General features: G+C 70.9%; 20 protein-coding genes and 2 CRISPR repeat arrays (1 of these 22 only partly in view). Of the genes, 18 read left to right on the top strand and 2 right to left on the bottom strand.

Going from position 1 to position 23835, the window contains the following annotated elements:
- Window positions 1-47: a CRISPR direct-repeat array (repeat unit 28 nt) (it extends 1195 nt beyond the left edge of the window).
- Between the two features lie 574 nt (window positions 48-621).
- The 13 genes from casA to AB0F29_RS17510 all read left to right on the top strand — a co-directional run bounded on the left by casA (window position 622) and on the right by AB0F29_RS17510 (window position 16146).
- Complete coding sequence (gene casA / locus AB0F29_RS17570) at window positions 622-5394, top strand: type I-E CRISPR-associated protein Cse1/CasA (RefSeq protein WP_361872965.1); 4773 nt, start codon at window positions 622-624, stop codon at window positions 5392-5394.
- On the top strand, window positions 5391-6188 hold the full coding sequence (casB, locus tag AB0F29_RS17565) for a type I-E CRISPR-associated protein Cse2/CasB (protein ID WP_361872962.1): 798 nt from the start codon (window positions 5391-5393) through the stop codon (window positions 6186-6188). Before casA ends, casB begins: the two co-directional genes overlap by 4 nt.
- Before the next feature lie 94 nt (window positions 6189-6282).
- A complete protein-coding gene (gene cas7e / locus AB0F29_RS17560) occupies window positions 6283-7539 on the top strand; it encodes a type I-E CRISPR-associated protein Cas7/Cse4/CasC (RefSeq protein ID WP_361873267.1) in 1257 nt (418 codons plus the stop codon).
- On the top strand, window positions 7536-8324 hold the full coding sequence (gene cas5e, locus AB0F29_RS17555; protein ID WP_361872959.1) for a type I-E CRISPR-associated protein Cas5/CasD: 789 nt from the start codon (window positions 7536-7538) through the stop codon (window positions 8322-8324). Before cas7e ends, cas5e begins: the two co-directional genes overlap by 4 nt.
- Window positions 8324-9058, top strand: coding sequence for a type I-E CRISPR-associated protein Cas6/Cse3/CasE (gene cas6e / locus AB0F29_RS17550; protein WP_361872957.1), 735 nt, complete (start codon window positions 8324-8326; stop codon window positions 9056-9058). Before cas5e ends, cas6e begins: the two co-directional genes overlap by 1 nt.
- Window positions 9055-10014, top strand: coding sequence for a type I-E CRISPR-associated endonuclease Cas1e (gene cas1e, locus AB0F29_RS17545; protein WP_361872954.1), 960 nt, complete (start codon window positions 9055-9057; stop codon window positions 10012-10014). Before cas6e ends, cas1e begins: the two co-directional genes overlap by 4 nt.
- Entirely contained in the window at window positions 10011-10376 is a 366-nt protein-coding gene (gene cas2e, locus AB0F29_RS17540; RefSeq protein WP_361872951.1) for a type I-E CRISPR-associated endoribonuclease Cas2e, read from the top strand. The genes cas1e and cas2e overlap by 4 nt, the downstream gene beginning before the upstream one ends.
- A gap of 123 nt (window positions 10377-10499) precedes the next feature.
- Window positions 10500-11509: direct repeats of the CRISPR family, unit length 29 nt; unit sequence GTCGTCCCCGCGCGTGCGGGGTTGGTCCC.
- A 118-nt stretch (window positions 11510-11627) separates the two neighbouring features.
- Complete coding sequence (locus AB0F29_RS17535) at window positions 11628-12185, top strand: Uma2 family endonuclease (protein WP_361872949.1); 558 nt, start codon at window positions 11628-11630, stop codon at window positions 12183-12185.
- Between the two features lie 352 nt (window positions 12186-12537).
- A complete protein-coding gene (locus tag AB0F29_RS17530; RefSeq protein ID WP_003967683.1) occupies window positions 12538-12702 on the top strand; it encodes a hypothetical protein in 165 nt (54 codons plus the stop codon).
- A gap of 10 nt (window positions 12703-12712) precedes the next feature.
- Window positions 12713-13006 (top strand): Dabb family protein, encoded by a 294-nt coding sequence (locus AB0F29_RS17525; protein WP_003967684.1) that lies wholly within the window; start codon window positions 12713-12715, stop codon window positions 13004-13006.
- A gap of 198 nt (window positions 13007-13204) precedes the next feature.
- Window positions 13205-14101 (top strand): RNA polymerase sigma factor SigF, encoded by an 897-nt coding sequence (locus tag AB0F29_RS17520; protein ID WP_361872945.1) that lies wholly within the window; start codon window positions 13205-13207, stop codon window positions 14099-14101.
- 234 nt (window positions 14102-14335) lie between these two features.
- Window positions 14336-15202 (top strand): RNA polymerase sigma factor SigF, encoded by an 867-nt coding sequence (locus tag AB0F29_RS17515; protein ID WP_018958648.1) that lies wholly within the window; start codon window positions 14336-14338, stop codon window positions 15200-15202.
- Window positions 15203-15285: 83 nt separating this feature from the next.
- Entirely contained in the window at window positions 15286-16146 is an 861-nt protein-coding gene (locus tag AB0F29_RS17510; RefSeq protein ID WP_361872942.1) for a hypothetical protein, read from the top strand.
- A 355-nt stretch (window positions 16147-16501) separates the two neighbouring features.
- Here AB0F29_RS17510 and AB0F29_RS17505 read toward each other — a convergent pair whose 3' ends face one another.
- Window positions 16502-16717 carry a hypothetical protein gene (locus AB0F29_RS17505; RefSeq protein ID WP_018958646.1) on the bottom strand — a complete coding sequence of 72 codons (216 nt, stop codon included), beginning with the start codon at window positions 16715-16717 and terminating at the stop codon, window positions 16502-16504.
- Window positions 16718-16952: 235 nt separating this feature from the next.
- On the opposite strand from AB0F29_RS17505, the gene AB0F29_RS17500 reads away from it, so the two are divergent.
- The 5 genes from AB0F29_RS17500 (at window position 16953) to AB0F29_RS17480 (ending at window position 22776) form a co-directional block, all read left to right on the top strand.
- Complete coding sequence (locus tag AB0F29_RS17500) at window positions 16953-17465, top strand: MarR family transcriptional regulator (RefSeq protein ID WP_361873266.1); 513 nt, start codon at window positions 16953-16955, stop codon at window positions 17463-17465.
- A gap of 31 nt (window positions 17466-17496) precedes the next feature.
- Window positions 17497-20082 carry an MFS transporter gene (locus AB0F29_RS17495; protein ID WP_361872939.1) on the top strand — a complete coding sequence of 862 codons (2586 nt, stop codon included), beginning with the start codon at window positions 17497-17499 and terminating at the stop codon, window positions 20080-20082.
- A gap of 247 nt (window positions 20083-20329) precedes the next feature.
- Window positions 20330-21145, top strand: a complete 816-nt coding sequence (locus tag AB0F29_RS17490) for a YceI family protein (protein WP_361872937.1) — start codon at window positions 20330-20332, stop codon at window positions 21143-21145.
- A gap of 61 nt (window positions 21146-21206) precedes the next feature.
- Entirely contained in the window at window positions 21207-21677 is a 471-nt protein-coding gene (locus AB0F29_RS17485) for a PPOX class F420-dependent oxidoreductase (protein ID WP_361872935.1), read from the top strand.
- 115 nt (window positions 21678-21792) lie between these two features.
- On the top strand, window positions 21793-22776 hold the full coding sequence (locus tag AB0F29_RS17480) for an NAD(P)-dependent oxidoreductase (RefSeq protein WP_361873264.1): 984 nt from the start codon (window positions 21793-21795) through the stop codon (window positions 22774-22776).
- A 103-nt stretch (window positions 22777-22879) separates the two neighbouring features.
- On the opposite strand, the gene AB0F29_RS17475 is transcribed toward AB0F29_RS17480, so the two are convergent.
- Entirely contained in the window at window positions 22880-23770 is an 891-nt protein-coding gene (locus AB0F29_RS17475) for a TetR/AcrR family transcriptional regulator (RefSeq protein ID WP_361872933.1), read from the bottom strand.
- Window positions 23771-23835 lie beyond the last annotated feature (65 nt).

The raw sequence follows: 23835 nt of genomic DNA, 5'->3' as shown, positions 1-23835 counted from the left end.
CGCTCGTCGCGGGTGCTTCCGCCGGCGTGGTCCCCGTGCATGCGGGGTGGCCTCTCCGAATCGTCGCTGGTTCCCGGCCTCCTCCAGTAGCCCCGCGCGCGAGGGTGGCCCCAGGTCGGCGTACGCGGAGGTCTGAAAGGCTTCGTGGTCCCCGCGCACGCGGGGGTGGTCCCTCAGTTGCCGTACCCGACAGGGCCTTGTCGAGGTGGTCCCCGCGCACGTGGGGGTGGTCCCGCCATATGGCCGGAGCCGTTCTGTTGGCGAGTGTGGTCCCCGCCCGTGCGGGGGTGTTCCCGCATCGGAAAGGTGCACCACCCGGGCGAAGGCCTGATTCCCCCGCGCACGCGACACGTGCGAATCAAGCCGTCCTGCCTCAGCGAAGGCTGCATCTCGCGCGCAATCGGACCGCTCCCCCACGGCTCCCGGCACGACCCACACTCCGCGAGTCGACCAACGGAGCCCGGCGACCGGGCTTACCGCCACCTCCAGCCACAGCCACCATCAAGCGCGGCCGGCGTCAGCAGATCACTCCCCCACCGCCACACTCGATCAGATAAGTGCACTTGCGTTCATTCTCGGTCATCGCAACCGTCGGCGACTTCGACGATGTCCAATACGCCCATGAGCCGCGATCATCCGGAAAGCCTCTCGGCTTTCGCCCGCCTGTCCCCAACCTCCCGCACCGCCTGGGGCAAGCACGACCGGCAGACCGAACAGTGGCTCCCCCTCTGGCGGCACATGGCGGACAGCGCCGCCGTGGCAGGCCGGCTCTGGGACGAGTGGGTGCCCGACAACGTCAAGGCGCTCATCGCTGACGCGTTCCCCCAAGGTGCCCGGGACGCCCGGCAAGTGGCCGTCTACCTCGCCTGCGTCCACGACATCGGCAAGGCCACCCCCGCCTTCGCCTGTCAGGTGGAGGGGCTCTCCGACCGGATGCGGGCGGCCGGGCTCTCCATGCCCTATCAGAAGCAGTTCGGGATGGACCGCAGGATGGCTCCGCACGGGCTGGCCGGGCAGTTGCTCCTTCAGGAGTGGCTGGCGGAGCGGTTCGGGTGGAGTGAGCGGGTCTCCGGGCAGTTCGCCGTGGTCGCGGGCGGGCATCACGGCACGCCCCCGGATCACCAGCAGATCCATGATCTCGGCCTTCGGCCACACCTGTTGCGTACGGGAGGGGCGGGAGGGGCAGGAGGAGCGGCAGGGGAGAGCGAGGTCGTCTGGCGGGATGTCCAGTACGAGCTGATGGATGCCTGCGCCGTGCGGGCGGGCGTACAGGGGCGGTTCGCCGATTGGCAGTCCGTTCGGTTGCCGCAGCCCGTCCAGGTCGTACTCACCGCGATCGTCATCGTCTCCGACTGGATCGCCAGCTCCTCCGAGCTGTTCCCGTACGATCCCGCCTCCTGGTCCCCCGTGGGGCCCGAAGGGGAAGGCCGTCGACTCGCGGCCGCCTGGGCCGGGCTGGACCTGCCCGGCCCCTGGCGAGCCGAGCAACCAAGCGGTAGCGCGGCCCAGTTGTTCCGAGATCGGTTCGATCTTCCGCCGGGCGCCGAGATCAGGCCCGTACAGGACGAGGCAGTGCGCGTGGCTCGGGAGCTGCCTGACCCCGGCCTCCTGATCATCGAAGCGCCCATGGGAGAGGGCAAGACCGAGGCCGCCTTCGCCGCGGCGGAGATCCTGGCCGCCCGGTCGGGTGCCGGTGGGTGCCTCGTGGCGCTGCCGACCCGCGCCACCGGGGACGCCATGTTCCCCCGCCTGCTGCGCTGGCTGGAGCGGCTGCCCTCGGACGGGCCCCGCTCCGTGGTTCTCGCCCACGCCAAGGCCGCCCTCAACGAGGTCTGGGCCGGGATGACGAAGGCCGACCGGCGGACGATCGTGGCCGTCGACCTGGACGGTCCGGCCGAGGACGTCTCCCCTGCCGGGGCCGCGAGCCGCGTCGATCCCGCCTCCCTCCACGCCCACCAGTGGCTCCGCGGCCGCAAGAAGGCGCTGCTCTCGTCCTTCGCCGTCGGCACCATCGACCAGGTGCTCTTCGCCGGGCTCAAGAGCCGGCACCTGGCGCTGCGGCACCTCGCCGTGGCGGGCAAGGTCGTCATCATCGACGAAGTGCACGCGTACGACGCGTACATGAACGCCTACCTCGACCGCGTACTGGAGTGGCTGGCCGCCTACCGGGTGCCCGTCGTGATGCTCTCCGCCACCCTGCCCGCCCGGCGCCGGCGCGAGCTGGCCGCCGCGTACGCCGGGGAGGAGACTCCCGAACTCGCCGAAGCCCTCGATCTGCCCGACGACGCCTACCCGTTGATCACCGCCGTCGCCCCCGGAGACGCCGCCCTGACGGCCCGGCCCGAGCCCGCATCCGGGCGGCGCACCGAAGTGCTCCTGGAGCGGCTGGGCGACGAACTGCCCCTGTTGGTGCGGCTGCTGGACGAGGAGCTGCGCGACGGCGGCTGCGCCCTTGTCGTACGCAACACCGTCGACCGGGTCCTCGAAGCCGCCGAGCACCTCCGCGCCCACTTCGGGACGGAGGCCGTCACCGTGGCGCATTCCCGGTTCATCGCAGCCGACCGGGCACGCAAGGACACCGAGCTGCGTGAGCGGTTCGGGCCCGGTGGCGACCGTCCCGCCGGGCCCCACATCGTGGTGGCCAGCCAGGTCGTCGAACAGTCGCTGGACATCGACTTCGACCTACTGGTCACCGATCTCGCCCCCGTCGACCTGGTGCTCCAGCGCATGGGGCGGCTGCACCGCCATCCGCGGACCCGGCCGCCCCGCCTCGCGCGGGCCCGCTGCCTGATCACCGGGGTGGAGGACTGGAACGCCGACCAGCCCGTGCCCGTACGCGGTTCCCTCGCCGTGTACCAGGGGCCGCACACCTTGCTGCGGGCGCTCGCCGTGCTGGGCCCGCATCTCGACGGCGTACCGCTGGTGCTGCCGGACCACATCAGTCCGTTGGTGCAGGCCGCTTACGACGAACGTCCGGTCGGGCCCGCGCACTGGGGCCCCGCGCTGGCCGAAGCCCGGCGACAGTACCTGACCCGTATGGCCGAGAAGCGGGAGCGGGCCGATGCGTTCCGGCTGGGGCCGGTACGGCGGGCGGGCCGGCCCCTGTTCGGCTGGCTCGACGGCAACGCAGGTGACGCGGACGACAGTCGCGACGGGCGCGCCCAGGTGCGGGACAGCGAGGAGAGCCTTGAGGTCCTGGTCGTCCAGCGCCGCGCGGACGGACGGCTGACCACCGTGGGCTGGCTCGACGGCGGTCGCGGCGGGCTGGATCTGCCGGAGCACGCGCCTCCGCCGTACCGGGCCGCCGAGATCGTCGCCGCGTGCGCGTTGACGCTGCCCCGGGCGCTCACTCATCCGGGTGTGATCGATCGGACCATCGCGGAGCTGGAGCGCTTCGTCGTACCGGCCTGGCAGGTGAAGGAATGCCCCTGGCTGGCGGGAGAGTTGCTGCTCGTTCTGGACGAGGACTGTCAGACCCACCTGTCAGGGTTGGAGGTCCACTACAGCGCCGACGACGGACTCCGGGTGGGTCCTGTCGGCGCGCGCAGCGCAAGCAGAGCAAAGGGGCTCGAAGCAGTGGCGTCCTCAGTACCTTCTTTCGACCTGGTCTCCCGGCCGTGGCTGCCCGTCCAGTACGAGGACGGCTCCACCGGCGAGCTCTCACTGAGGGACGTCTTCGCGCGGGCGGGCGAGGTGCGGCGGCTGGTGGGCGATCTCCCGACGCAGGAGCTGGCCCTGCTGCGGCTGCTGCTGGCGATTCTGTACGACGCGTTCGACGAGGCCGAAGGCCGGTCGGGCGGCGCACCGGCGCAGCTGGAGGACTGGGAAGCGCTGTGGCACACGCCGGACTCCTTCGAGATCGTCACCGGCTATCTCGACCGGCACCGGCACCGCTTCGACCTGCTCCATCCGGAACGCCCGTTCTTCCAGGTGGCGGGGTTGCATACGCAGAAGCACGAAGTCGCCTCGCTGAACCGGATCGTGGCCGACGTGCCCAACGGCGAAGCGTTCTTCTCCATGCGCCGGCCCGGTGTCGATCGGCTCGGTCTCGCCGAGGCTGCCCGCTGGCTCGTCCACACCCATGCGTACGACTCGTCCGGGATCAAGTCCGGTATGGAGGGCGACGCGCGGGTCAAGGGGGGAAAGGTCTACCCGCAGGGCGTCGGCTGGGTAGGTGGCCTCGGTGGTGTCTTCGCGGAGGGCGCATCGCTGCGCGAGACCCTCCTGCTGAATCTGATTCCGACGGGTGAGGACATCCTGGCGTCGGAGCCGAAGGCCGATCTCCCCGTATGGCGCCGCGAGACGCCCCCGGGGCCAGGCGTGGTGGAAGGCGACCCTTCCGTGCCTCGCCCGGCGGGCCCCCGCGATCTCTACACCTGGCAGTCCCGGCGGCTTCTCCTCCACACGGAGGGCTCCGACGTCATCGGGGTCGTCCTCGGTTACGGGGACCCGCTCGCCCCGGCCAACCGGCAGAAGGCGGAGCCGATGACGGGCTGGCGCCGCAGCCCCGCACAGGAGAAGAAGCTCGGCCGTCCGCTGATCTACCTGCCGCGTCAGCATGACCCCGACCGGGCGGCGTGGCGTGGCCTGGCGAGCCTGTTGTACGCCCAGCGGGAGGACGGGGACACGACCGGGCGGGGCGCGGACCGGAGCCGGCCGCCCGGGGTCGTGAGATGGCTGGCCCTGCTCAGTACCGAGGGAGTGCTGCCGAAAGGGTCGTTGATCCGTACGCGGCTGGTCGGCGCGGTCTACGGAACGCAGCAGTCCGTGGTGGACGAAGTGGTGGACGACTCCATCGCCCTGCCGGTCGTTCTGCTCCACCAGGATCGCCGCCTGCACGGGGCGGTCGCAGTCGACGCGGTCGCCGACGCCGAGCGGGCCGTGTCCGCTCTGGGGCACCTGGCCGGGAATCTGGCGCGTGCGTCCGGTTCGGAGGCCGGGCCGGCCACGACCACCGCCCGGGACCAGGGTTTCGGGGCGCTGGACGGGCCGTACCGGCGCTGGCTGGTGGATCTCGCGGAGGACACGAATCTGGAGCGGGCTCGTGCCGCATGGCGTGCCACTGTTCGGCTCATCGTGCTCGGCCTCGGCCGTGAGCTTCTCGACTCGGCGGGCCGGGGAGCGGCCGAGGGGCGGGTGATCGAGCTGCCGGGCGTGGGGAAGCGCTGGATCGACAGTTCTCGGGCGGACCTGTGGTTCCGGACGCGGATCAACAGGGTGCTGCCCAAGCCGCTGCCGGAAGCGCCTGTTCCGACCGCCGCCGGCCACGCCGACCGCGCCAGCCACCCTGACCACCACTCCGAGCGCGCCGACCGCCCCGACCGCGCCGACCGCCCCGACCGCCCCGACCGCGCCGACCGCGCCGACGAAGCTACTTCGGAGGAAACCGTATGACCATCGCCCCTACGACGACCGGCGCGGATACCTCGCCGCCACCCCGGGAGAGCGCACCGGCCGCCGAACGGCTGCCCGACCATCGGCTGGTCGCCCGGGCGACGGGGAAGTACATCGCACGGATCCAGCCTCAGTATCTGTCCAACACCTCGTCCGCCGTGGCGGAGCTCGCCCGGCTGCGGCGGGGCGCGGGAAAGCGGGTTCACCAGGTCCAGGACCTGTGGGGCATCGGGGGGACGGAGGAGCTGGCTCGGCTGCTCGATGGCCGGAAGGACTTCATCCGCCCCGCATTCGCCGAGGAGGCCGTCTTCCTCGCCTCCACCCTGTGGGCCCTGCACCAGCAGTCGGCCCGCGACACAGGCATGCACGACCAGAGGCAGAACCTGGGCGGGGCCGTCCGCACGCTGATCCGGCTGAAGGGGACCTCCGGCGAGGACGAGGAAGACTCCTCGCTGCGCAAGCGCCTGGTGCGGGTCGGAACGGCCGAATCCCTTGACTCGGTCGCTGTACGGCTGAGGGAGATCGTGATGCTCCTGCGGGGCGCGCGGGAACCCCTCGACTACGCGCGTCTGGCCGGGCAGCTCTACCGCTGGCAGCACCGCCCCGACCGGGCCGGGGTGCAGCGGGAATGGGGCCGCGAGTTCCATCTCGCCGCAGCCTCGACCGCGAGGAAGAGCAAGTCGGCCTCGGACGGTGACACCCGCGACACCGGCGACACCAGCAATGCGGGCGACGCGGTCGACCGGGCGTTGAGCCCGGATGAGGAGTACGGCGGCTATGCGGCAGGGGAGTAGAGCTCCGCGCTCAGCCCGCGGCCCTCGGTCTGTCCGCCCTCGTAGGACATCTCTCGCGCACGACGACGATCAAAGGAATTGAGCACGCGTGACCCTGAACCGGACGATTCTCGACATTCACATTCTCCAGACCGTTCCGCCGAGCAACCTGAATCGCGACGACACAGGGACGCCGAAATCGGCGACGTACGGAGGCGTGCGGCGCTCCCGCGTGTCCAGCCAGGCGTGGAAGCGGGCGACCCGTACGGCGTTCGCGGAGCTGCTCGACCCATCCGAACTCGGCATTCGCACCAAGAAGGTCGTGGAGGTCCTCGCCGACCGGATCCTGGATCTGGACCCGTCGCTGTCGCGTGCCGCCGCTCAGAGCCTGGCGGCGGAAACCATCACCACGACGACCGGCTCGAAAGTCGTCCCCGCCCGCAAGGGCAAGCAGGACGTGGAGGATCCCGCCGCGGAATCCGCCTACCTGATGTTCCTGAGCGGCCGGCAGTACGACGCCCTCGCCGCGATGACGGTCGAAGGCGGGAAGGGCGGCGACGTCAAGGCGCTCAAGGACTTCTTCAAGGACAAGGAGAACAAGTCGCGGGTCAAGCAGCTCGTTCTCACCGAACACTCCGTGGACATCGCCCTGTTCGGACGCATGGTCGCGGACTCGACCGATCTCAATGTGGACGCGGCGGCCCAGGTCGCCCATGCGCTGAGCGTGCACACGGTGGAGGTCGAATCGGACTACTACACAGCGGTCGACGACAAGAACACGAACGCTGAAACCGGCGCCGGAATGATCGGCACCGTCGACTTCAACTCCGCCACTCTTTACCGCTATGCCGCACTGGATGTGAACCGCCTCCAGGAGAATCTGGGCGCCGGGCACGACGATGCCCGGCCTGTGGAACCGACGCGGCGGGCTGTCACGGCGTTCCTCGAAGGTTTCATCACGTCCCTCCCCACCGGAAAGATCAACTCCTTCGGCAACCAGACCCTGCCCGCCGCGGTGATCGTGAAGCTCCGCTCCCGACGGCCGGTCAGTTACGTGGCCGCGTTCGAGGAGCCGGTGGCCATGGGCAGCGAAGGCGGCTTCCTCACGGGGAGCTGCGAGAAGCTGGCCGAGTTCGTGCCGGACCTGGAGACGAGCTTCGGCCTCTCCGACGGCCCGGAGGGCTGGGTCGTCCGAGTGGGCAAGGAGACGAAGGCCCTGGAGGCGCTGGGCCAGTCCGTGAGCCTGCCCGAGCTGCTGGCCGCCGTGGGGGACGCTGTGGTCGCCCGGGTAGCACCGGAGGGCACAGGGCGTGCCACCGGTGTCCCCGGCGCGAGGGGCGCCTCGGGCCTCGTGCCGGAGCCCGGGGCATGACCGTGCTGCTGTTGCGGCTCGCGGGCCCCCTCCAGTCCTGGGGATCGGCTGCCCGCTTCACCCGCCGCACCACGGAGAACGCGCCGACCAAGAGTGGCGTCATCGGCCTTCTCGCCGCAGCCCAGGGCCGCAGACGCGACGCCGATCTCACCGACCTCGCGGCGCTGGAGTTCGGTGTCCGCATCGACCAACCGGGAACCCGGCTGCGCGACTTCCAGACGGCACACCACAGCGACACGCTCAAGGCGATGCCCCTGTCGGAGCGCTTCTACCTCGCCGACGCCGTGTTCGTGGCCGGGGTGAGCGGTGAGGCCGGGCTCGTACAACGGCTGTACGAGGCGCTGCTGGAGCCGGTGTTCCTGCCCTACCTGGGCCGTCGTTCCTGCCCGCCATCGCAGCCGGTGACAATCGCGGAGCCGCTGGACGGAGAGCTGGAGCAGACCCTCAGGGAAGCGCCGTGGGAGGCGTCCGGCTGGTACCGGACCCACCGTGACACCTCATACCGTCGCCGAGGCCAGTCACCGCCCGCCGAGGTTCGCCTGGGCCTCCTGCTGGACAGCCCGCCCGGCCCCGGCCGGTTGCCGGACATCACCCTGCGGGATCTCCCGGTGAGCTTTGACCCGCGCCACCGCCGGTACGGGCTGCGGGGCGTACGGACGACCGAGACCAGCGTGCCCACGACGGCCGGGGCCCGGTCGGCACGGCCGCCGCATGAACCCACAGCCCTGCTCACGCCCGTCACGCCCGTCACGCCCGTCACGCCCGCCGCAACGAGGACCGACTGATGTACCTCACCCGATTCCGTGTGAACACCGGCCGGTCAGAGGGCCGCCGCCTGCTCGGCTCACCGCACCGCGTGCACGGTGCGGTGAACGCCTCCTTTCCCACTCCGCCCTCCCGCGACGGGTCCGGGCCCCGGGTGCTGTGGCGGGTGGACCGCAACGGGACCTCCGAGACACTGCTCTACGTCGTCAGCCCCAGCCGTCCCGACCTGACCCACCTGGTCGAGCAGGCGGGCTGGCCCGCCTCGGACGAACCCGGATGGACGACGTTCGCGTACGCCGACTTCCTCACCGCGCTCCACCCGAACGACACCTGGGGATTCAGGCTCACCGCGAACCCCGTGCACAACGTGCGCCACGCGTACGTGAAGGAGGGGGAGCGGACGAAGCGGGCCGCCCACCAGACCCCCCGACAGCAGATGGACTGGCTGCTGAAGCGGCAGGAGAAGGCCGGCTTCGAGGTCATTCGCAAGCCGGCGGAACAACGCCTGCTGCCCGAGGGCGACGAGTACGAACTGATCGTCCGCGACCGGATCCCGCTGCAATTCCGACGCACGGCGGAGCCGACGCGCGGGAACAGCGACGTACAGATCACCAAGGTCACCTTCGACGGGCGTCTGCGCGTCACGGATCCGGACCTTCTCCGCCGCACGCTCACCCACGGCCTGGGAAAGGCCAAGGCGTACGGCTGCGGCTTGATGACGCTGGCCCCGGTACGGGGGAGGGGAGAAGGGTGAGCACGGTCGGCCGTAGGAGGGCCTCCACGCCTCGCGAGCTCACCCGGGTCGGCGATCGGCTCTCGTTCGTCTACCTGGAACGGTGCACAGTGCACCGGGACTCCAACGCGATCACCGCCGAAGACGCGGACGGCGTCACGCACATCCCGTCCGCCACCATCGGCACGCTCCTGCTCGGTCCGGGCACCCGCGTCACCCACCAGGCGATGGCGCTCCTCGGCGACAGCGGTGCCGGCGTGGCGTGGGTCGGCGAGCACGGAGTCCGGTACTACGCGGGTGGCCGGGCGCTCACCCGTTCCTCGGGGCTGATCGAGGCACAGGCCACGGCCTGGGCGAACCGGCGCACCCGACTGGACGTGGCACGCGCCATGTACCGGCTGCGGTTTCCGGGCGAGGACACAACAGGCCTCACCCGTAAGGAACTCCTCGGCAAGGAGGGCACGCGGCTGCGGGAGTGCTACAGACGGGAGTCCCAACGTACGGGCGTCCCCTGGCGCAAGCGTGAGTACCACCGTGACGACTTCTCTGCGGGGGATGCCCCCAACCAGGCCGTAACGGCCGCCGCGCAGTGCATGTACGGCGTATCCCACTCCGTCGTCGCGGCCCTGGGCTGCTCGCCGGGGCTGGGGTTCGTCCACTCCGGCCACGAACGCTCGTTCGTCATGGACGTCGCGGACTTCTACAAGACGGACATCGCCATTCCCGCTGCCTTCGACGCCGCAGTCGAGGGGGTGGACGACATCGCGGCCCGGACCCGCCGCATGCTCCGGGACCGCATCAACCGCATGGGCCTGCTCGACCGCTGTGTCCGAGACATCAAGGACCTGCTCGGCTACGACGGCACCCGCGACACGGCCGAGGCGGACAGCACGTCATCGGACCGGGTCACTCTCCAGTCCGACGGAGACGTCATGGTCGAGGGTGGGCGCAACCACGGAGACGAGCTCATCTGGTGACCGTCATCGTCCTCACCAACTGCCCGGTCGGCCTCAGGGGCTTCCTCACCCGCTGGCTGCTGGAAATCTCCCCGGGCGTCTTCCTCGGCGCTCCGTCCACCCGCATCCGCGACCTCCTATGGGCCGAAGTCCGCGAGTACGCCGGCCAGGGCCGCGCCCTGCTCGCTTACCAGACGGACAACGAGCAGGGCTACGCCTTCGAAACCCACGACCACACCTGGCACCCGACCGACCACGAGGGCCTCACCCTGATCCACCGCCCGAGCAGCCATGCCCCGCGGGCGGGGAGCGCGGCGGCCGATGTTCCCCGCCAGGGCTGGAGCAAGGCGTCGAAGCGACGGCGGTTCGGGGGCGGGAGGTAGGTGCGGCGTGGAGGGCAGGGGCAGGTCGGCGTACACCACAGGGCAGGAAGATCCCTTATGCCCGAATCCAAGGAAGTGGGTAAGAACAGGCTCCTCGCCGCATAAAGCCCCAGGTCAGTGACTGTCGTCCCCGCGCGCGCGTGCGGGGTTGCCCTGCCGTCGAGCTGGCGGAGTGGTGCACTGCGTCGTCCCCGCGCGCGCGTGCGGGGTTGGTCCCTCCGAGCTGATCAGGTACCCGAGTGACGGGTTGTCGTCCCCGCGCGTGCGGGGTTGGTCCCGGGATCGCGCTTCAGCTCGCCTCGATCGAGGGGTCGTCCCCGCGCGTGCGGGGTTGGTCCCTCGTCGGCGCGCGAGTTGGCGAGCGCCTCGGCGTCGTCCCCGCGCGTGCGGGGTTGGTCCCCACGAGTCGGTACCGGCGAGCGTCCCCGCCATGTCGTCCCCGCGCGTGCGGGGTTGGTCCCCTCTGGCGCAAGCTCTGGACGGCCCACCAGGCGTCGTCCCCGCGCGTGCGGGGTTGGTCCCACCGGTACGAAGATCCCGTTCACGTACCAGGGGTCGTCCCCGCGCGTGCGGGGTTGGTCCCTGCCGCTCGTTGTACTTCTCCCCCTTGAAGGTGTCGTCCCCGCGCGTGCGGGGTCGGGTCCCGGGTGGGCTCATCGAATGACGGTGAGGGAGATGTCGTCCCCGCGCGTGCGGGGTAGGTCCCAGGCATCGGAGCCGATCAGGGTTCCGGCCATGTCGTCCCCGCGCGTGCGGGGTTGGTCCCGCGCTGGCCAGCACGTTTGTGGTTGGGGGATCGGTCGTCCCCGCGCGTGCGGGGTTGGTCCCATGTCGAGCGAGGTTACGAGCCTTTCGCCCCGGTCGTCCCCGCGCGTGCGGGGTTGGTCCCGTCGTCACCGGCGGAGACCCCGCCGAGCAGGCGTCGTCCCCGCGCACGCGGGGTTGTTCCCTGCTAGAAATGCATTCTCGAAGGATGCACTAGGTCGTCCCCGCGCGTGCGGGATTGTTCCCATGCTGGGGACTCGTGCCTGTGGTGCCCTTCCAGTGGTCCCCGCGCGTGCGGGGTTGTTCCCGGCGACACAGACCATCGGTCCCGATGGTGGGGTCCTCCCCGCGCGTGCGGGGGTGATCGTCAGCTCGCAGAGCCCTCGAACGGGTGACAGGCGTGATTCCTGCAAACCCGCTGGTTGCACGCCACCTCGGCGGGGTGCGTGACAACCCTGTCTTGGACCTTGACGGAAGCAGGATGTAATGACCAGTGCTCCGGACTACAGCCAAGGCATCGACGCCGAGCGCGCCCTTAAGTTCGCCGTGCAGCGCATTCGCGGGGACCGAGTCCAGATCATTGAGGGGATCATCGAACCGGTGTCACCGACGTGGGACCACGAGCGCGCTGCCAAGCACGTACGCCGCCAGATCGAGAGGCGAGTCGACGAGCTCGGGTGCGTGGAAGGGTCCGGGAATCTGGACCTGCCCGGGTCCTCGAACTGGTACGTCCCGGACATCGCTGTTGTGCCGGAGGATCTCGCCAAAGGCGGCAGCGCCCTCGTTCCCGACCAGACGTTGCTGATCGTAGAAGTGACATCCGAGTCGAACGCGGAGACGGACCGGGTCGTCAAGCGACGTAGGTACGCCGAGTACGGGGCGCCCTTGTACCTGCTCGTCGACCGCGTCGATCGCAGCATCACGCTCTTCTCGGAGCCGCAGAAGCTGGGGTACACCCACGTGGAGGGCCCCTACCCATTTGGGGCCGTCGTGCGGCTTCCCATGCCTTTTGACCTCGACATCGACACGAGCGGGCTCGTCTGACCGGCCGCTTGGACGTCGAGAAAGTCAGGTCGGGGGAAGCGGCATCGGGGGGACAAGCCGCTTCCCCCGGTGAGAACAGGGCCTGCTGGTCCTCCGCCGCGGTCAGGGGGGATCGCGCGGCGGTGACCCCACAGAGAGGCCCTGTTCCGGCCCTCCGGGTCCTGCCTGGTCCCGTTGGGCTCGGTATCCATCCTGCCGGGCGGCGGGAGCCGTGCGGTCGGGCGAAAGGCCTCGATGGTGGGGACGTAGGTCCTTAAAAGGCGCATCAGTGATCGAAAACAGCCACCGGATACGGCCATCCGTGCGGATACAATCGCCCGATCGCACATGGGGTCGACGGGGAGGCAGGATTGTGGCCAAGGCAAAGACGATCATCATCTACATAGTGGTGGTCTTCGTGCTGTACACGATCATCATGTCTCCGCAGCGGGCCGCCGAACTGGTCCAGGTAGGGTTCGAAGGCATTTCCACCGCCGCGCAGAGCGTCGGTGACTTCATGTCAGAGCTGGTGAAGTAGGAGTAGCGCGATGATCCGCCACCTGGTCCTTTTCAAGCTGAACGAGGGCGTCGAGCGGGACGACCCGCGGGTCGTCGCGGGGGACCGGGCCTTCCGGGAGCTGGAGGGACAGGTTCCGGAGCTGGAGTTCTGGGAGTGCGCCTGGAACATCACCGACCGGCCGATCGCGTACGACTACGCCATCAACTCCGCCGTCGCCGACGAGGACGCGCTCAAGCGGTACATCGAGCACCCGGCCCACCAGGCCGCCGCCGGACAGTGGCGGGAATTCGCCACTTGGGTGATCGCCGACTACCCCTTCTGACCCTCCCCCGGTGCCGGTTCGGTCCGGTTCCCGCAACCCCTCGCCCGTCGGGCGGGGGGTTTCTCTGTTCGGTTTAAACCTCTATGACCTCAACACGGCACTATGAGGTGCTTGCACACAGTGGACATGTCTTGTGATGCTATGACCGCTTTTGACGGATGAGTTGACCGTAGTTGACCGCGAAGGGGTGGCGTCACCGTGCCGGCCAGTACAGCGCCTCAAGTGCCTCCCCAGACGGTCCAGGCGGTCCAGACGGTCCAGACCGCCCAGACCGTCCGGGCCGAGGACATCCAGACCGAGACCCCGGACCCCTCCGTCAGGCCCGCCAGGACCCGCGGCGCCGACACCAGGGCGCTCACCCAGGTCCTCTTCGGCCAGCTCAAGAACCTGGAGCCGGGCACTCCGGAGCACGGACGGGTCCGGGCCGCCCTCATCGAGGCGAACCTCCCCCTCGTGCGGTACGCCGCGGCGCGGTTCCGCAGCCGCAACGAACCGATGGAGGACGTCGTCCAGGTCGGCACCATCGGCCTGATCAACGCCATCGACCGGTTCGACCCGGACCGCGGGGTCCAGTTCCCCACGTTCGCGATGCCCACCGTCGTCGGCGAGATCAAGCGGTACTTCCGCGACAACGTGCGCACCGTCCACGTCCCCCGCCGGCTGCACGAGCTGTGGGTCCAGGTCACCGGCGCCACCGAGGATCTGACGACCGCCCACGGCCGGTCCCCGACGACCGCCGAGATCGCCGAGCGGCTGAAGATCTCCGAGGATGAAGTGCTCGCCTGCATCGAGGCGGGGCGCTCGTACCACGCCACCTCCCTGGAGGCCGCCCAGGAGGGTGACGGGCTGCCCGGGCTCCTCGACCGTCTCGGTTACGAGGACCCCGCGCTCGCGGGTGTCGAGCACCGCGATCTCGTCCGGCACCTCCTCGTCCAGCTCCCCGAGCGCGAGCAGCGCATCCTCCTCCTGCGCTACTACAGCAACTTGACCCAGTCTCAGATCAGCGCGGAACTGGGCGTCTCCCAGATGCATGTGTCAAGGCTTCTCGCCAGAAGTTTCGCCCGACTGAGATCCGCAAACAGGATCGAGGCGTAACCGGAACGGGTAGACCGTCCAGAGAGCAGTTCTGACGGCATAAAAGGGCTACACCCCCTGTTTCCAGGGCGGATTCGGCGCTGACTTGTCGACATGTCACTACAGCGCGTTGCCGACATGTGACATTCTGCTCGAAGCGCGTTTGCCGCAGCCCCGCCTCCGGTATTCAGGTGGAGGCTGCGTTCCTCCGATGGTCGCGGTCACCGCGACCGTCCGCGACCTCAAGGGGGTGGCATGTCCGAAGAACAGGGCAGCTCGAAGGTGCTCACGCTCACGAAGAGCGTGCCGGCACCCGCCGTGCTCACCAGCTCGCCGGAAGCCATCGACACCCGTACGCTGTCCCGCTCCCTGTTCCTGCGGCTCGCCGCGCTCGGCCCCGCCTCGGGCCCCGAGGGAACGGACAGTCCGGAGCGGACCTACGTGCGGGACACACTGATCGAACTGAACCTCCCGCTGGTGCGGTACGCCGCGGCGCGGTTCCGCAGCCGCAACGAACCGATGGAGGACATCGTCCAGGTCGGCACGATCGGCCTGATCAAGGCGATCGACCGGTTCGACTGCGAACGGGGCGTCGAGTTCCCCACGTTCGCGATGCCCACCGTCGTCGGCGAGATCAAGCGCTTCTTCCGCGACACCTCCTGGTCCGTGCGGGTCCCCCGTCGCCTCCAGGAGCTGCGGCTCGCCCTGACCAAGACCAGCGACGAGCTCGCGCAGAAGCTCGACCGGTCGCCGACCGTGCCGGAGCTGGCCCGCGCGCTCGGGGTCTCCGAGGAGGACGTGGTCGACGGTCTCGCCGTCGGTAACGCCTACACCGCCTCCTCCCTGGACTCCCCCTCCCCCGAGGACGACGGCGGCGAGGGCTCCCTAGCCGACCGCCTCGGGTACGAGGACTCGGCGCTGGAAGGCGTCGAGTACCGCGAGTCGCTCAAGCCGCTGCTGGCCAAGCTCGCCCCGCGCGAACGCCAGATCATCATGCTGCGGTTCTTCGCGAACATGACGCAGTCGCAGATCGGCGAGGAGGTCGGCATCTCCCAGATGCACGTCTCCCGGCTGCTGACCCGCACGCTCGCGCAGCTCAGGGAAGGGCTCATCGCGGACTGACGCCCGTCGGCGGAGTTCGACCGGACTCCGCCGGTCCCTGCACCGGGGTTCAGATTTGACGGAGCGTCAGCCACACTGACGCGATGCGACGTCAGACATGCGGCACCACCCGCCGCCGAGGCACCGTCATCGTCGCCTCGGCGGCCGCTCTGTGTCTGGGCGGCGGCCTCCTGGCCGCCTGCGGGAGCGGACCGGGCGACGACGGATACGTGGCCGTGGGCGCCGCCGCCGAGGGCGGTGACCAGTCGGCGGGCGGCGACGGGAAGCCCTCGGGCAAGGTGACGCTGGTCCCGCTGGACGGGGACGGCGGCAGCCACCGCGGCAGCGGGGAGCGCGGGCCCGGCGGTCGCGGGGACGGCAGTCCCTCGTCCGCGCCCTCCTCCCCGGGTGCGAGCGGGCCCGGGCGCGCCCAGGACGGTCCCGGCGGGGCGCGTACGGAGACGCGGGGCGGCCAGGGGGGCGGTTCGGCCGGCGGGCCGGGCGCGAAGCCCTCGGGCCGCCCGAAACCCCCGAACCCCTCGAAGCCGGGCAGCGGGCCCGGCACCCCTTCGCCTCCGGGCGACGGCGAACCCGGCGCCGGTGCTCCGGGCACCCCCGGCGCCCCCGGCACCCCGGAACCTCCCGCTCCGCCCGCGACCCCGGCCGCGCTGACGGTGAGCGCACCGCAGCGCGAGGCGGCGGACCAACGGTGGTGCGAGAAGGTGACCGTGGAGTTCCGCAACACCGGCGGCTCCCCGGCGCGCTCGGGGACCGTCACCTTCGCCACCCACATCATCGGAGCCCTCGGCGTCGACTGGGCGACCATCACCTCGTCGCAGCCCCTGCCCGCCCCGATCGGCGCGAGCTCGGCCCGCTCGGAGACGTACACCGTCTGCGTGGAGTCCTGGCGGGTCCCGCTGGGGATGCGCGTCGAGACACAGGACGTGTCTGCCGTGTGGAAGTGACCTGACCGGACGGCGGGGAGCCCGCCACGCACGAAGGCCGTGCGGGTACGCACGAGAGCCGTCCAGGTACGCACGAGAGTCGACCGGGTACGCACGAAGGCCGCCCGGAGGTGGAGCGGCGGCCGGCAGTGTGCGGCTCCGCTTCCCGTCCCCCGTGCGGCCGGATCGTACGGTCGTACGCGTCGCGCTCTCGTACGCGTCGCGCTCTCGTACGGCGGTACGCGTCGCGCTCTCGTACGCGTAGCACCGTCGTGTCGCGCTGCTGCGGGCCTGCCCGCTCGTGCTGCCGTGGGCCTGCCCGCACTGTCGTAGGCCTGCCCCGCACCGTCCCGGGGCGGCCCGGTGCGAGCGCGGGTCAGCCCAGGGCGAGCCAGGCCACCGCGCCGAGGACGACGACGACCGCGATCACCGCCGCGATCACCCCGGCCTTCGGCCCGGAAGAGGTCGCCGCGGGCTGCTGCCGGCGCTGCGGCTCGCCCTCGTCGACGAAGGCGCGGAACATCTGCGTGCTGCCCGCCGGGTCAGGGGTGCCCTCGGGGCCCGGCTGAGGGGCGTGGGGGTTATGTGCCATGGGGCAGGACCCTAGCGAACTCGGGCCCACCGCCCAACCCCCGGGCCACCCGGCAGCCACCCCGCACCCCCCTCCGACCTGCGTCGCCGCAGCCGGGGGACGGGCTTGACCCGGACCCTACGGAGGCTTTTGCGTTCCTTTACTTCTGCAAGGCCGTTTTCGTTTGCCTGTAGCAACCAATGGCTTCTATCGTTGCCCTAAGCAACAACATGTCGTGAGTGTGCTGGGGGTTCCCGTGGCCGCACGGAGTAGTTACGAGGAACTGGCCCGGCAGCTCAGCGCCGTCGGGGCCGTCAAGAGGGGGCTCGCCCGCGCACTGCCCCACGAATGCCCCGCGGGATCCGCCGCCGTACTGACCCTCCTGGACCGGCACGGCGAGATGCGGATCAGCCGGCTCGCCGAGCTGCTGTCCGTGGACATGTCGGTGACCAGCCGCCACGTGGCCCATGTGGCCGACCGCGGCTGGATCGAACGGTCTCCGGACCCGGCGGACAAGCGGTCCCGCATCCTGCGGCTGACCCCCGGCGGGCACGAGCAGCTCGACGAACTGACCCGGCGGACCACCGAGGTGTTCGCCCACAACCTCCAGGACTGGTCCGACGACGACGTCGGCCGGCTCATCGCGCTGCTGTCCCGGCTCCGCGACAGCTTCGCCTGTCGCGGATCCGGCGGCTGCGCCCCCGGACGTCACACCGGCGAGTGCAGGACCGGTCTCGGCGACGAGGCTCACACCCGTACACCTGTGTAACAGAAGCAAATTCGCACGGATAAGGAACTCAATGGCTACGACCACACCCACCGGTGTGCGGGGCGGCCACGCCAAGCACGGAGGGCACGGCGGCGCCCCCGCATCCGGCGCCCCCGACGGCACGCCGATGACACACCGGCAGATCATGGAAGCGCTGACCGGGCTGCTGCTCGGCATGTTCGTCGCGATCCTGTCGTCGACGGTCGTCTCCAACGCCCTGCCCGAGATCATCTCCGACCTCGGCGGCGGCCAGAGCGCCTACACCTGGGTCGTGACGGCCTCGCTGCTGGCCATGACCGCCACCACCCCGCTCTGGGGCAAGCTCTCGGACCTCTTCAGCAAGAAGCTGCTGGTCCAGATAGCCCTGATCATCTACGTCCTGGGCTCGGTCGTCGCCGGTCTGTCGACCAGCAGCGGCATGCTCATCGCCTGCCGGGTCGTCCAGGGTATCGGCGTCGGCGGTCTCTCCGCCCTCGCGCAGATCGTCATGGCCGCGATGATCGCCCCGCGCGAGCGCGGCCGTTACAGCGGCTACCTGGGCGCGGTCTTCGCCGTCGCCACCGTCGGCGGTCCGCTGCTCGGCGGCGTCATCACCGACACCAGCTGGATGGGCTGGCGCTGGTGCTTCTACGTGGGCGTGCCGTTCGCGATCATCGCGCTGATCGTGCTCCAGAAGACCCTGAAGCTCCCGGTCGTCAAGCGCGAGGGCGTCAAGGTCGACTGGACCGGCGCGTTCTTCATCAGCGCCGCCGTCTCCCTGCTGCTGGTCTGGGTGACCTTCGCGGGCGACAAGTACGACTGGCTGTCGTGGCAGAGCGGCGTGATGGTCGCGGGCTCCGTCCTGCTCGGCCTGCTCTTCGTCCTCGTCGAGTCGCGCGCCGCCGAACCGATCATCCCGCTGCGTCTCTTCCGCAACCGCACCATCACTCTCGCCTCGATCGCCTCGCTGTTCGTCGGCATCGCGATGTTCGCGGGCACCGTCTTCTTCAGCCAGTACTTCCAGCTGGCGCGCGGCAAGTCGCCGACGATGTCCGGTGTGATGACCATCCCGATGATCACGGGCCTCTTCCTCTCCTCGACCATCTCCGGCCAGGTCATCACCAAGACCGGGCGCTGGAAGGCGTGGCTGGTCACCGGTGGTTTCCTGGTCACGGCCGGGCTCGGGATGCTCGGCACGATCCGGTACGACACCGCGTACTGGCACGTCGCGGTCTACATGTTCGTCATGGGTCTCGGCATCGGCATGATGATGCAGAACCTGGTTCTCGCCACCCAGAACCAGGTCGCCCCCGAGGACCTCGGTTCCGCGAGCTCCGTCGTCACCTTCTTCCGCTCCCTCGGCGGTGCGATCGGCGTCTCAGCGCTCGGCGCGGTCCTGGGCAACCGGGTCACCCACTACGTCAAGGACGGCATCGCCGACCTCGGCCCGGAGGGTGCGGCGTTCGGCCACGGCGGTACCGGCGGCGGTGGCATCCCCGACCTGGACAAGCTGCCCGAGCCCCTGCGCCTGGTCATGGAGGCCGCGTACGGGCACGGCGTCGGCGACGTCTTCCTGTACGCCGCTCCGGCCGCGCTCGTCGCCTTCATCGTGACGCTCTTCATCAAGGAGGTCGCGTTGAAGAGCAGCGTGGCGAACGACGCCTCCGCCGAGGATTCCGCGACCGGTGAGACGGCCGAGGTCCCCGTACCCGCCGCCGTCGGCGCGGCCACCGGTCCGGTCTCCGAGGGCGCGGCCGGGGTCACCTCGGTCGACACCGCCGGCGTCCCCGCCCCCGCCCCCGCCCTTGCCTCCACCGCGTACGACACCGTCGACAGCGGCAACGGCAGCGGCGTTCAGGGGTCCTCGGTTCAAGGCACCCCGGTTCACGGTGTGGTGCGTGGTGCGGAGGGCGCTCCGGTCGCCCGCGCCGCCGTCACCCTGATCTCGCTGGGCGGTCGGCAACTCGGCCGCTCCGTGGCCCGGCCCGACGGCGGCTACACCCTGGACGCCCCCGGTTCCGGCAGCTACGTGCTGATCGCCTCCGCCGACGGCTTCCAGCCGCAGGCGTCCACGGTGGTCGTCGGCGAGGAGCCGCTGGCCTTCGACATCCTGCTCTCCGGTACGAGCGGACTGGCCGGAAACGTCAAGGCCGTGGAGTCCGGCGCACCCGTCGACGGCGCGATGGTCGTCGTGACCGACGTCCGGGGCGACGTACTGGCCACCGGCGCGTCCGGCCCGTCCGGGGAGTTCGCCTTCGGCGAGCTGATCCCGGGCTCCGTGACCGTCGCGGTCAACGCCGCCGGCTTCCGCCCGCTGGCGCTGCCGGTGGAGATCGGCGGCCAGGGCGTCACCCGCGTCGAGGCCGCGCTGCGGTCCGGCGCGCTGGTCCGGGGCGTCGTACGGGCCGGGTCCGCCCGGAGCCCGCTGGCCGACGCGCGGGTCACGCTGATCGACGCGGCGGGCAACGTGGTCGCCACCGCGACGACCGGCGAGGACGGGGCGTACGCCTTCACCGACCTGGACGCGGGCGAGTACGCGGTCATCGCGACCGGTTACCCGCCGGTGGCCGGATCGCTGACCGTAAGCGGCCCGGGAGTCGACGGGCACGACATCGAGCTCGCCCACCCGGGTGAGTGACTGATCCCCGCGAAACGGGCGTGCGTGCACCTATAGCGATGCGCGCGAGCACGTGAAGGGATCGCGAAGACCCCTGGTCGGACGGCACTTCCAGCGGAGAGGCTGTCACGACCGGGTGGAAACGGGCCCCGGTGGCGGGTACGGCGAGCAGGGGACGGCCTGCCGTGACCGCCCCGGGGCCCGACCCATGTGGCCCCGGGTTCCTTCGGGCCGGCCGCGGGTCATCGAGCTAGGAGAGAGATACGGGATGGGACTTCGCGCACAGGTACGGACACGGGACGGCTGGGCGGTCCAGCACGCCGTCGTCACCGTCACCGACATGACCGGCGCCCAGGTGCTGCGCGCCGCGGCCGACGAGGACGGGGCCGTCCGGACGGACGGTTCCCTGGCTGCCGGCGCGTACACGGTGATCGTCACGGCGGTCGGGTACGCCCCCGCCGCCTCCACCGCCCTCGTCACCGCGAGCGGCCGGATCGAGGGCGGCCAGATCGTGCTGGCCCGCCAGGGCGGGGTGGAGCTGCCGCCGCCGGGCGTCTGGTCGCTGGACCCCGCGCACTCCTCGGTCGGCGCGGTCGCCCAGCACCTGGGGATCTCCAGCGTGCACGGCCGCTTCACCGACTTCGGCGGCCGGATCGAGATCGCCGAGGACGTCTCCCGCTCCCGGGTCGAGGCGGTGATCAGGGCGGCCGGCATCGACACCGGCAACGAGATGCGGGACAAGCACCTGCGCTCGCCCGACTTCCTGGACGTGGACCGGTACCCGGAGATCGCCTACCGCTCCACCGCGCTGGACCCGGCGGGGCCCGACCGCTGGACCGTGCACGGCGAACTGACCATGCACGGCGTCTCACGCCCCGTGGACCTGAACCTCAGCTACCTCGGCACCGGGCCCGACCCGTGGGGCGGGGTGCGCGCGGCCTTCCACGCCACCGCCGAACTGCGCCGCGCCGACTTCGCGATGAACTACAACCAGGTCGTCCAGGCGGGCATCTCCGCGATCGGCACGACCCTGCGCGTGGAACTGGACATCCAGGCGGTACAGGGCGAGGCGGTGCCCGGCTAGCGCTCGGCGAGGCGCTTCCTCCGGCCCTGGCCTGGCCCGGCCCGGTCGTAGGGTGGTGGGCATGGCACCGAACATCGCGACCAACACCGCCGTGGAGCTCGACGAGTTGCTGGCGTTCGTACGCCCCCGGCACCGGGCGGTCCTGCTCACCACCCGGGCCGACGGCCGCCCCCAGGGCTCCCCGCTGACCTGCGGCGTGGACGACGCGGGGCGGATCGTCATGTCGACGTACCCCGAGCGTGCCAAGACCCGCAACGCGCGGCGCGACGAACGGGTCAGCGTGATCGTGCTGTCGGACGAGTGGGACGGGCCGTGGGTGCAGGTCGACGGTTCGGCGGAGGTCATCGACGCGCCGGACTCGGTCGAGCCGCTCGTCGCGTACTTCCGGAACATCTCGGGTGAGCACCCGGACTGGGACGAGTACCGGGCGGCGATGGTGAAGCAGGGCAAGTCGATCATCCGGGTCACCCCGGAGCGCTGGGGCCCCGTCGCCACCGGCGGCTTCCCGGCCCACCTGGCCCCGGGGAGCTGACCGCGCGATGGCCGGAGAAGCCACAGAGGGCACGGAGGGCACGGAGAACGGGAACGCCGGGTCCGTTCCGCCGGCGCCCGTTCCGGGGCAGCCCCACTCGCTCCTCGCCTGCGGGATGCCCGTCCCGACCCCGCTGCCCTCGCCCGGCGCCCTCGCGAAGGCCCGGCTGCTGGTCGCGCCCTCGCTCGACGGCGGACTCGTACGGGAACTGGAGCGGCTCACCGAGCGGAACGCGGGGCCCCTGGAGGACGTCCCGCCGCCGTCCGACGCGCCCCTGCTGTGCGTGGGCGAGACGCTGCCCGACGCGCTGCGGACGAGCCGGCTGCTCTGGTTCCACAGCGTCAACGCCGGGACGGACCCGCTGTTCGCCGGGGGCCCCTGGCCCGGCTCGGCGCTCCTGACCCGGACCGTGGGCCGGATGGGCGAGCGGATCGCCCAGTACGTCCTGGCCTGGATGCTCGCCGAGTGCCAGTCCGTGCCGGAGTTCACCGCCCTGCACGCCCGCGAGCACTGGGAGCGCCTCCCCTCGGAGCTCGTCGCCGGGCAGACCGCCCTGATCTACGGGACCGGCCGCATCGGCGCGGCCGTCGGGCGGCTGCTGGGCGCCTGCGGGGTGCGCACCGTGGGCGTCGCCCGCACGACGCGGTTCGGGCCCGCGCCGGGCGCCGCCCGGGTGGTGCCCGGCTTCGACCGCGTGATCGGGGCCGCCGAGGACGACGAGGTGCTGGGCGAGGCCCGTTGGGTGATCTCCACACTGCCGTTGACCGGGGCCACGGAGGGCTTCTTCGGCGCCGCCCGGTTCGCGGCGGTGCGCGGAGCGACGTTCGTCAACGTGGGGCGGGGCGCGACCGTCGACATGGGGGCGCTGGAGAACGCGCTGCGGGACGGCCGGGTGCGGCGGGCGGTGCTGGACGTGCTGCCGGAGGAACCGGCCGGGCCCGGCGACCCGGTGTGGAAACTGCCCCGTACGGTCATCACCTCGCACTCCTCGGGGATCACCACCGACGAGGACGTCTCCGTCGATTTCACCGCCTGCTGGGAGGCCGTGACAGCGGGCCGCAGGCCCGAGCTGACGGTGGACACGGGGCGCGGGTACTGAAGGCGGCGCAGGGCCGGCGAACGCTCAGTAACGTGACACACGGGGCACGCGTTACGCGTTACGCGTCGTGTTACGCGTTACTGAGCGCTCCTCGGAGAAGCGGTTACTGGGCGGGCGAGCCCGTACGGTCACGCACCGCTTCGATGCCCGCGATCAGCAGGTCCAGCGCGAAGACGAAGTCCCGCTCGCGCATCTCCTCGACCGTCTTCCCGCCCCGGGCCGCCATCAGTTCGTCCGACGCCTCGGTGATCTGCCGCATGTGCGGCTGCGCCCTGATCGTGCTCATCGCCTGCTGGTGGTACTCGTCCTGGGTCAGTCCGGTCGCGTCGCACCGCGCCTTGAAGTGGCCCTCGACGGTGCCGAATCCGTACACGAACTGGAAGACCGCCGAGAGCGCGCCCGTCTGCCGTTCCAGGGGCAGCCCGGTGGCCCGGACGATGTCCTGGACGGCGTACGAGAACAGCATGGAGTTCGGGCCGATGTTGAGGAACGTCCCGGCCAGCGGGGAGATCCAGATGTGGCGGACGAGGAGCTCGCGGTAACTGCGGGCCAGCTCCCGCAGCCGGTCCCGCCAGTCGGCGTCCTCGCGGGGCGCGGCGATCTCGGCGTAGACCGAGTCGAGCGCCAGTTCCAGCAGGTCGTCCTTGGTGTCGACGTACCAGTAGAGAGACATCGCGGTGACGTCCAGCTCGGCGGCGAGCCGGCGCATCGAGAACTTGGCCAGGCCGTCGGCGTCCAGCAGCCGCACCGATGCCTCGGTGATCCGGTTGCGGTCCAGGCCCACCGGGGACTCGGTCCTGCGCGAGCGCGAGGGGGCCCGGCGGTCCAGCCATACGCTGGTCCGCGCGGCGCTGTTCGCCGGGTCGGTCTCGGCCCCCGCCCCGGGCCCGCCCCCGACACCGGCACCGGGCCCGCCCCCGACACCGGCACCGGGCCCCGGCTCAGGCTCGGGCGCGGGATTTCGGTGGGAATCGCGGTCGGACTCGGACACCATGGCGCACTCTCCTCGTCTTGCGCGGACACTTGGCCGAGCGTTCCTGCCGGAAGGTCGGGGCCGAG

The sequence above is a fragment of the Streptomyces sp. NPDC026589 genome (assembly GCF_040638385.1).
Taxonomy (GTDB): Bacteria; Actinomycetota; Actinomycetes; order Streptomycetales; family Streptomycetaceae; genus Streptomyces.
The sequence above is the reverse complement of the archived record's forward strand: the minus strand, read 5'-3'. Positions and strand labels throughout refer to the sequence as shown.

Excerpts from the sequence above, each read along its gene's own strand:
- casA (WP_361872965.1), top strand. The coding sequence starts at position 622 with ATGAGCCGCGATCATCCGGAAAGCCTCTCGGCTTTCGCCCGCCTGTCC.
- casB (WP_361872962.1), top strand. The coding sequence starts at position 5,391 with ATGACCATCGCCCCTACGACGACCGGCGCGGATACCTCGCCGCCACCC.
- cas5e (WP_361872959.1), top strand. The coding sequence starts at position 7,536 with ATGACCGTGCTGCTGTTGCGGCTCGCGGGCCCCCTCCAGTCCTGGGGA.
- cas6e (WP_361872957.1), top strand. The coding sequence starts at position 8,324 with ATGTACCTCACCCGATTCCGTGTGAACACCGGCCGGTCAGAGGGCCGC.
- AB0F29_RS17535 (WP_361872949.1), top strand. The coding sequence starts at position 11,628 with ATGACCAGTGCTCCGGACTACAGCCAAGGCATCGACGCCGAGCGCGCC.
- AB0F29_RS17525 (WP_003967684.1), top strand. The coding sequence starts at position 12,713 with ATGATCCGCCACCTGGTCCTTTTCAAGCTGAACGAGGGCGTCGAGCGG.
- AB0F29_RS17515 (WP_018958648.1), top strand. The coding sequence starts at position 14,336 with ATGTCCGAAGAACAGGGCAGCTCGAAGGTGCTCACGCTCACGAAGAGC.
- AB0F29_RS17510 (WP_361872942.1), top strand. The coding sequence starts at position 15,286 with ATGCGACGTCAGACATGCGGCACCACCCGCCGCCGAGGCACCGTCATC.
- AB0F29_RS17505 (WP_018958646.1), bottom strand. The coding sequence starts at position 16,717 with ATGGCACATAACCCCCACGCCCCTCAGCCGGGCCCCGAGGGCACCCCT.
- AB0F29_RS17495 (WP_361872939.1), top strand. The coding sequence starts at position 17,497 with ATGGCTACGACCACACCCACCGGTGTGCGGGGCGGCCACGCCAAGCAC.
- AB0F29_RS17490 (WP_361872937.1), top strand. The coding sequence starts at position 20,330 with ATGGGACTTCGCGCACAGGTACGGACACGGGACGGCTGGGCGGTCCAG.
- AB0F29_RS17485 (WP_361872935.1), top strand. The coding sequence starts at position 21,207 with ATGGCACCGAACATCGCGACCAACACCGCCGTGGAGCTCGACGAGTTG.
- AB0F29_RS17480 (WP_361873264.1), top strand. The coding sequence starts at position 21,793 with ATGCCCGTCCCGACCCCGCTGCCCTCGCCCGGCGCCCTCGCGAAGGCC.
- AB0F29_RS17475 (WP_361872933.1), bottom strand. The coding sequence starts at position 23,770 with ATGGTGTCCGAGTCCGACCGCGATTCCCACCGAAATCCCGCGCCCGAG.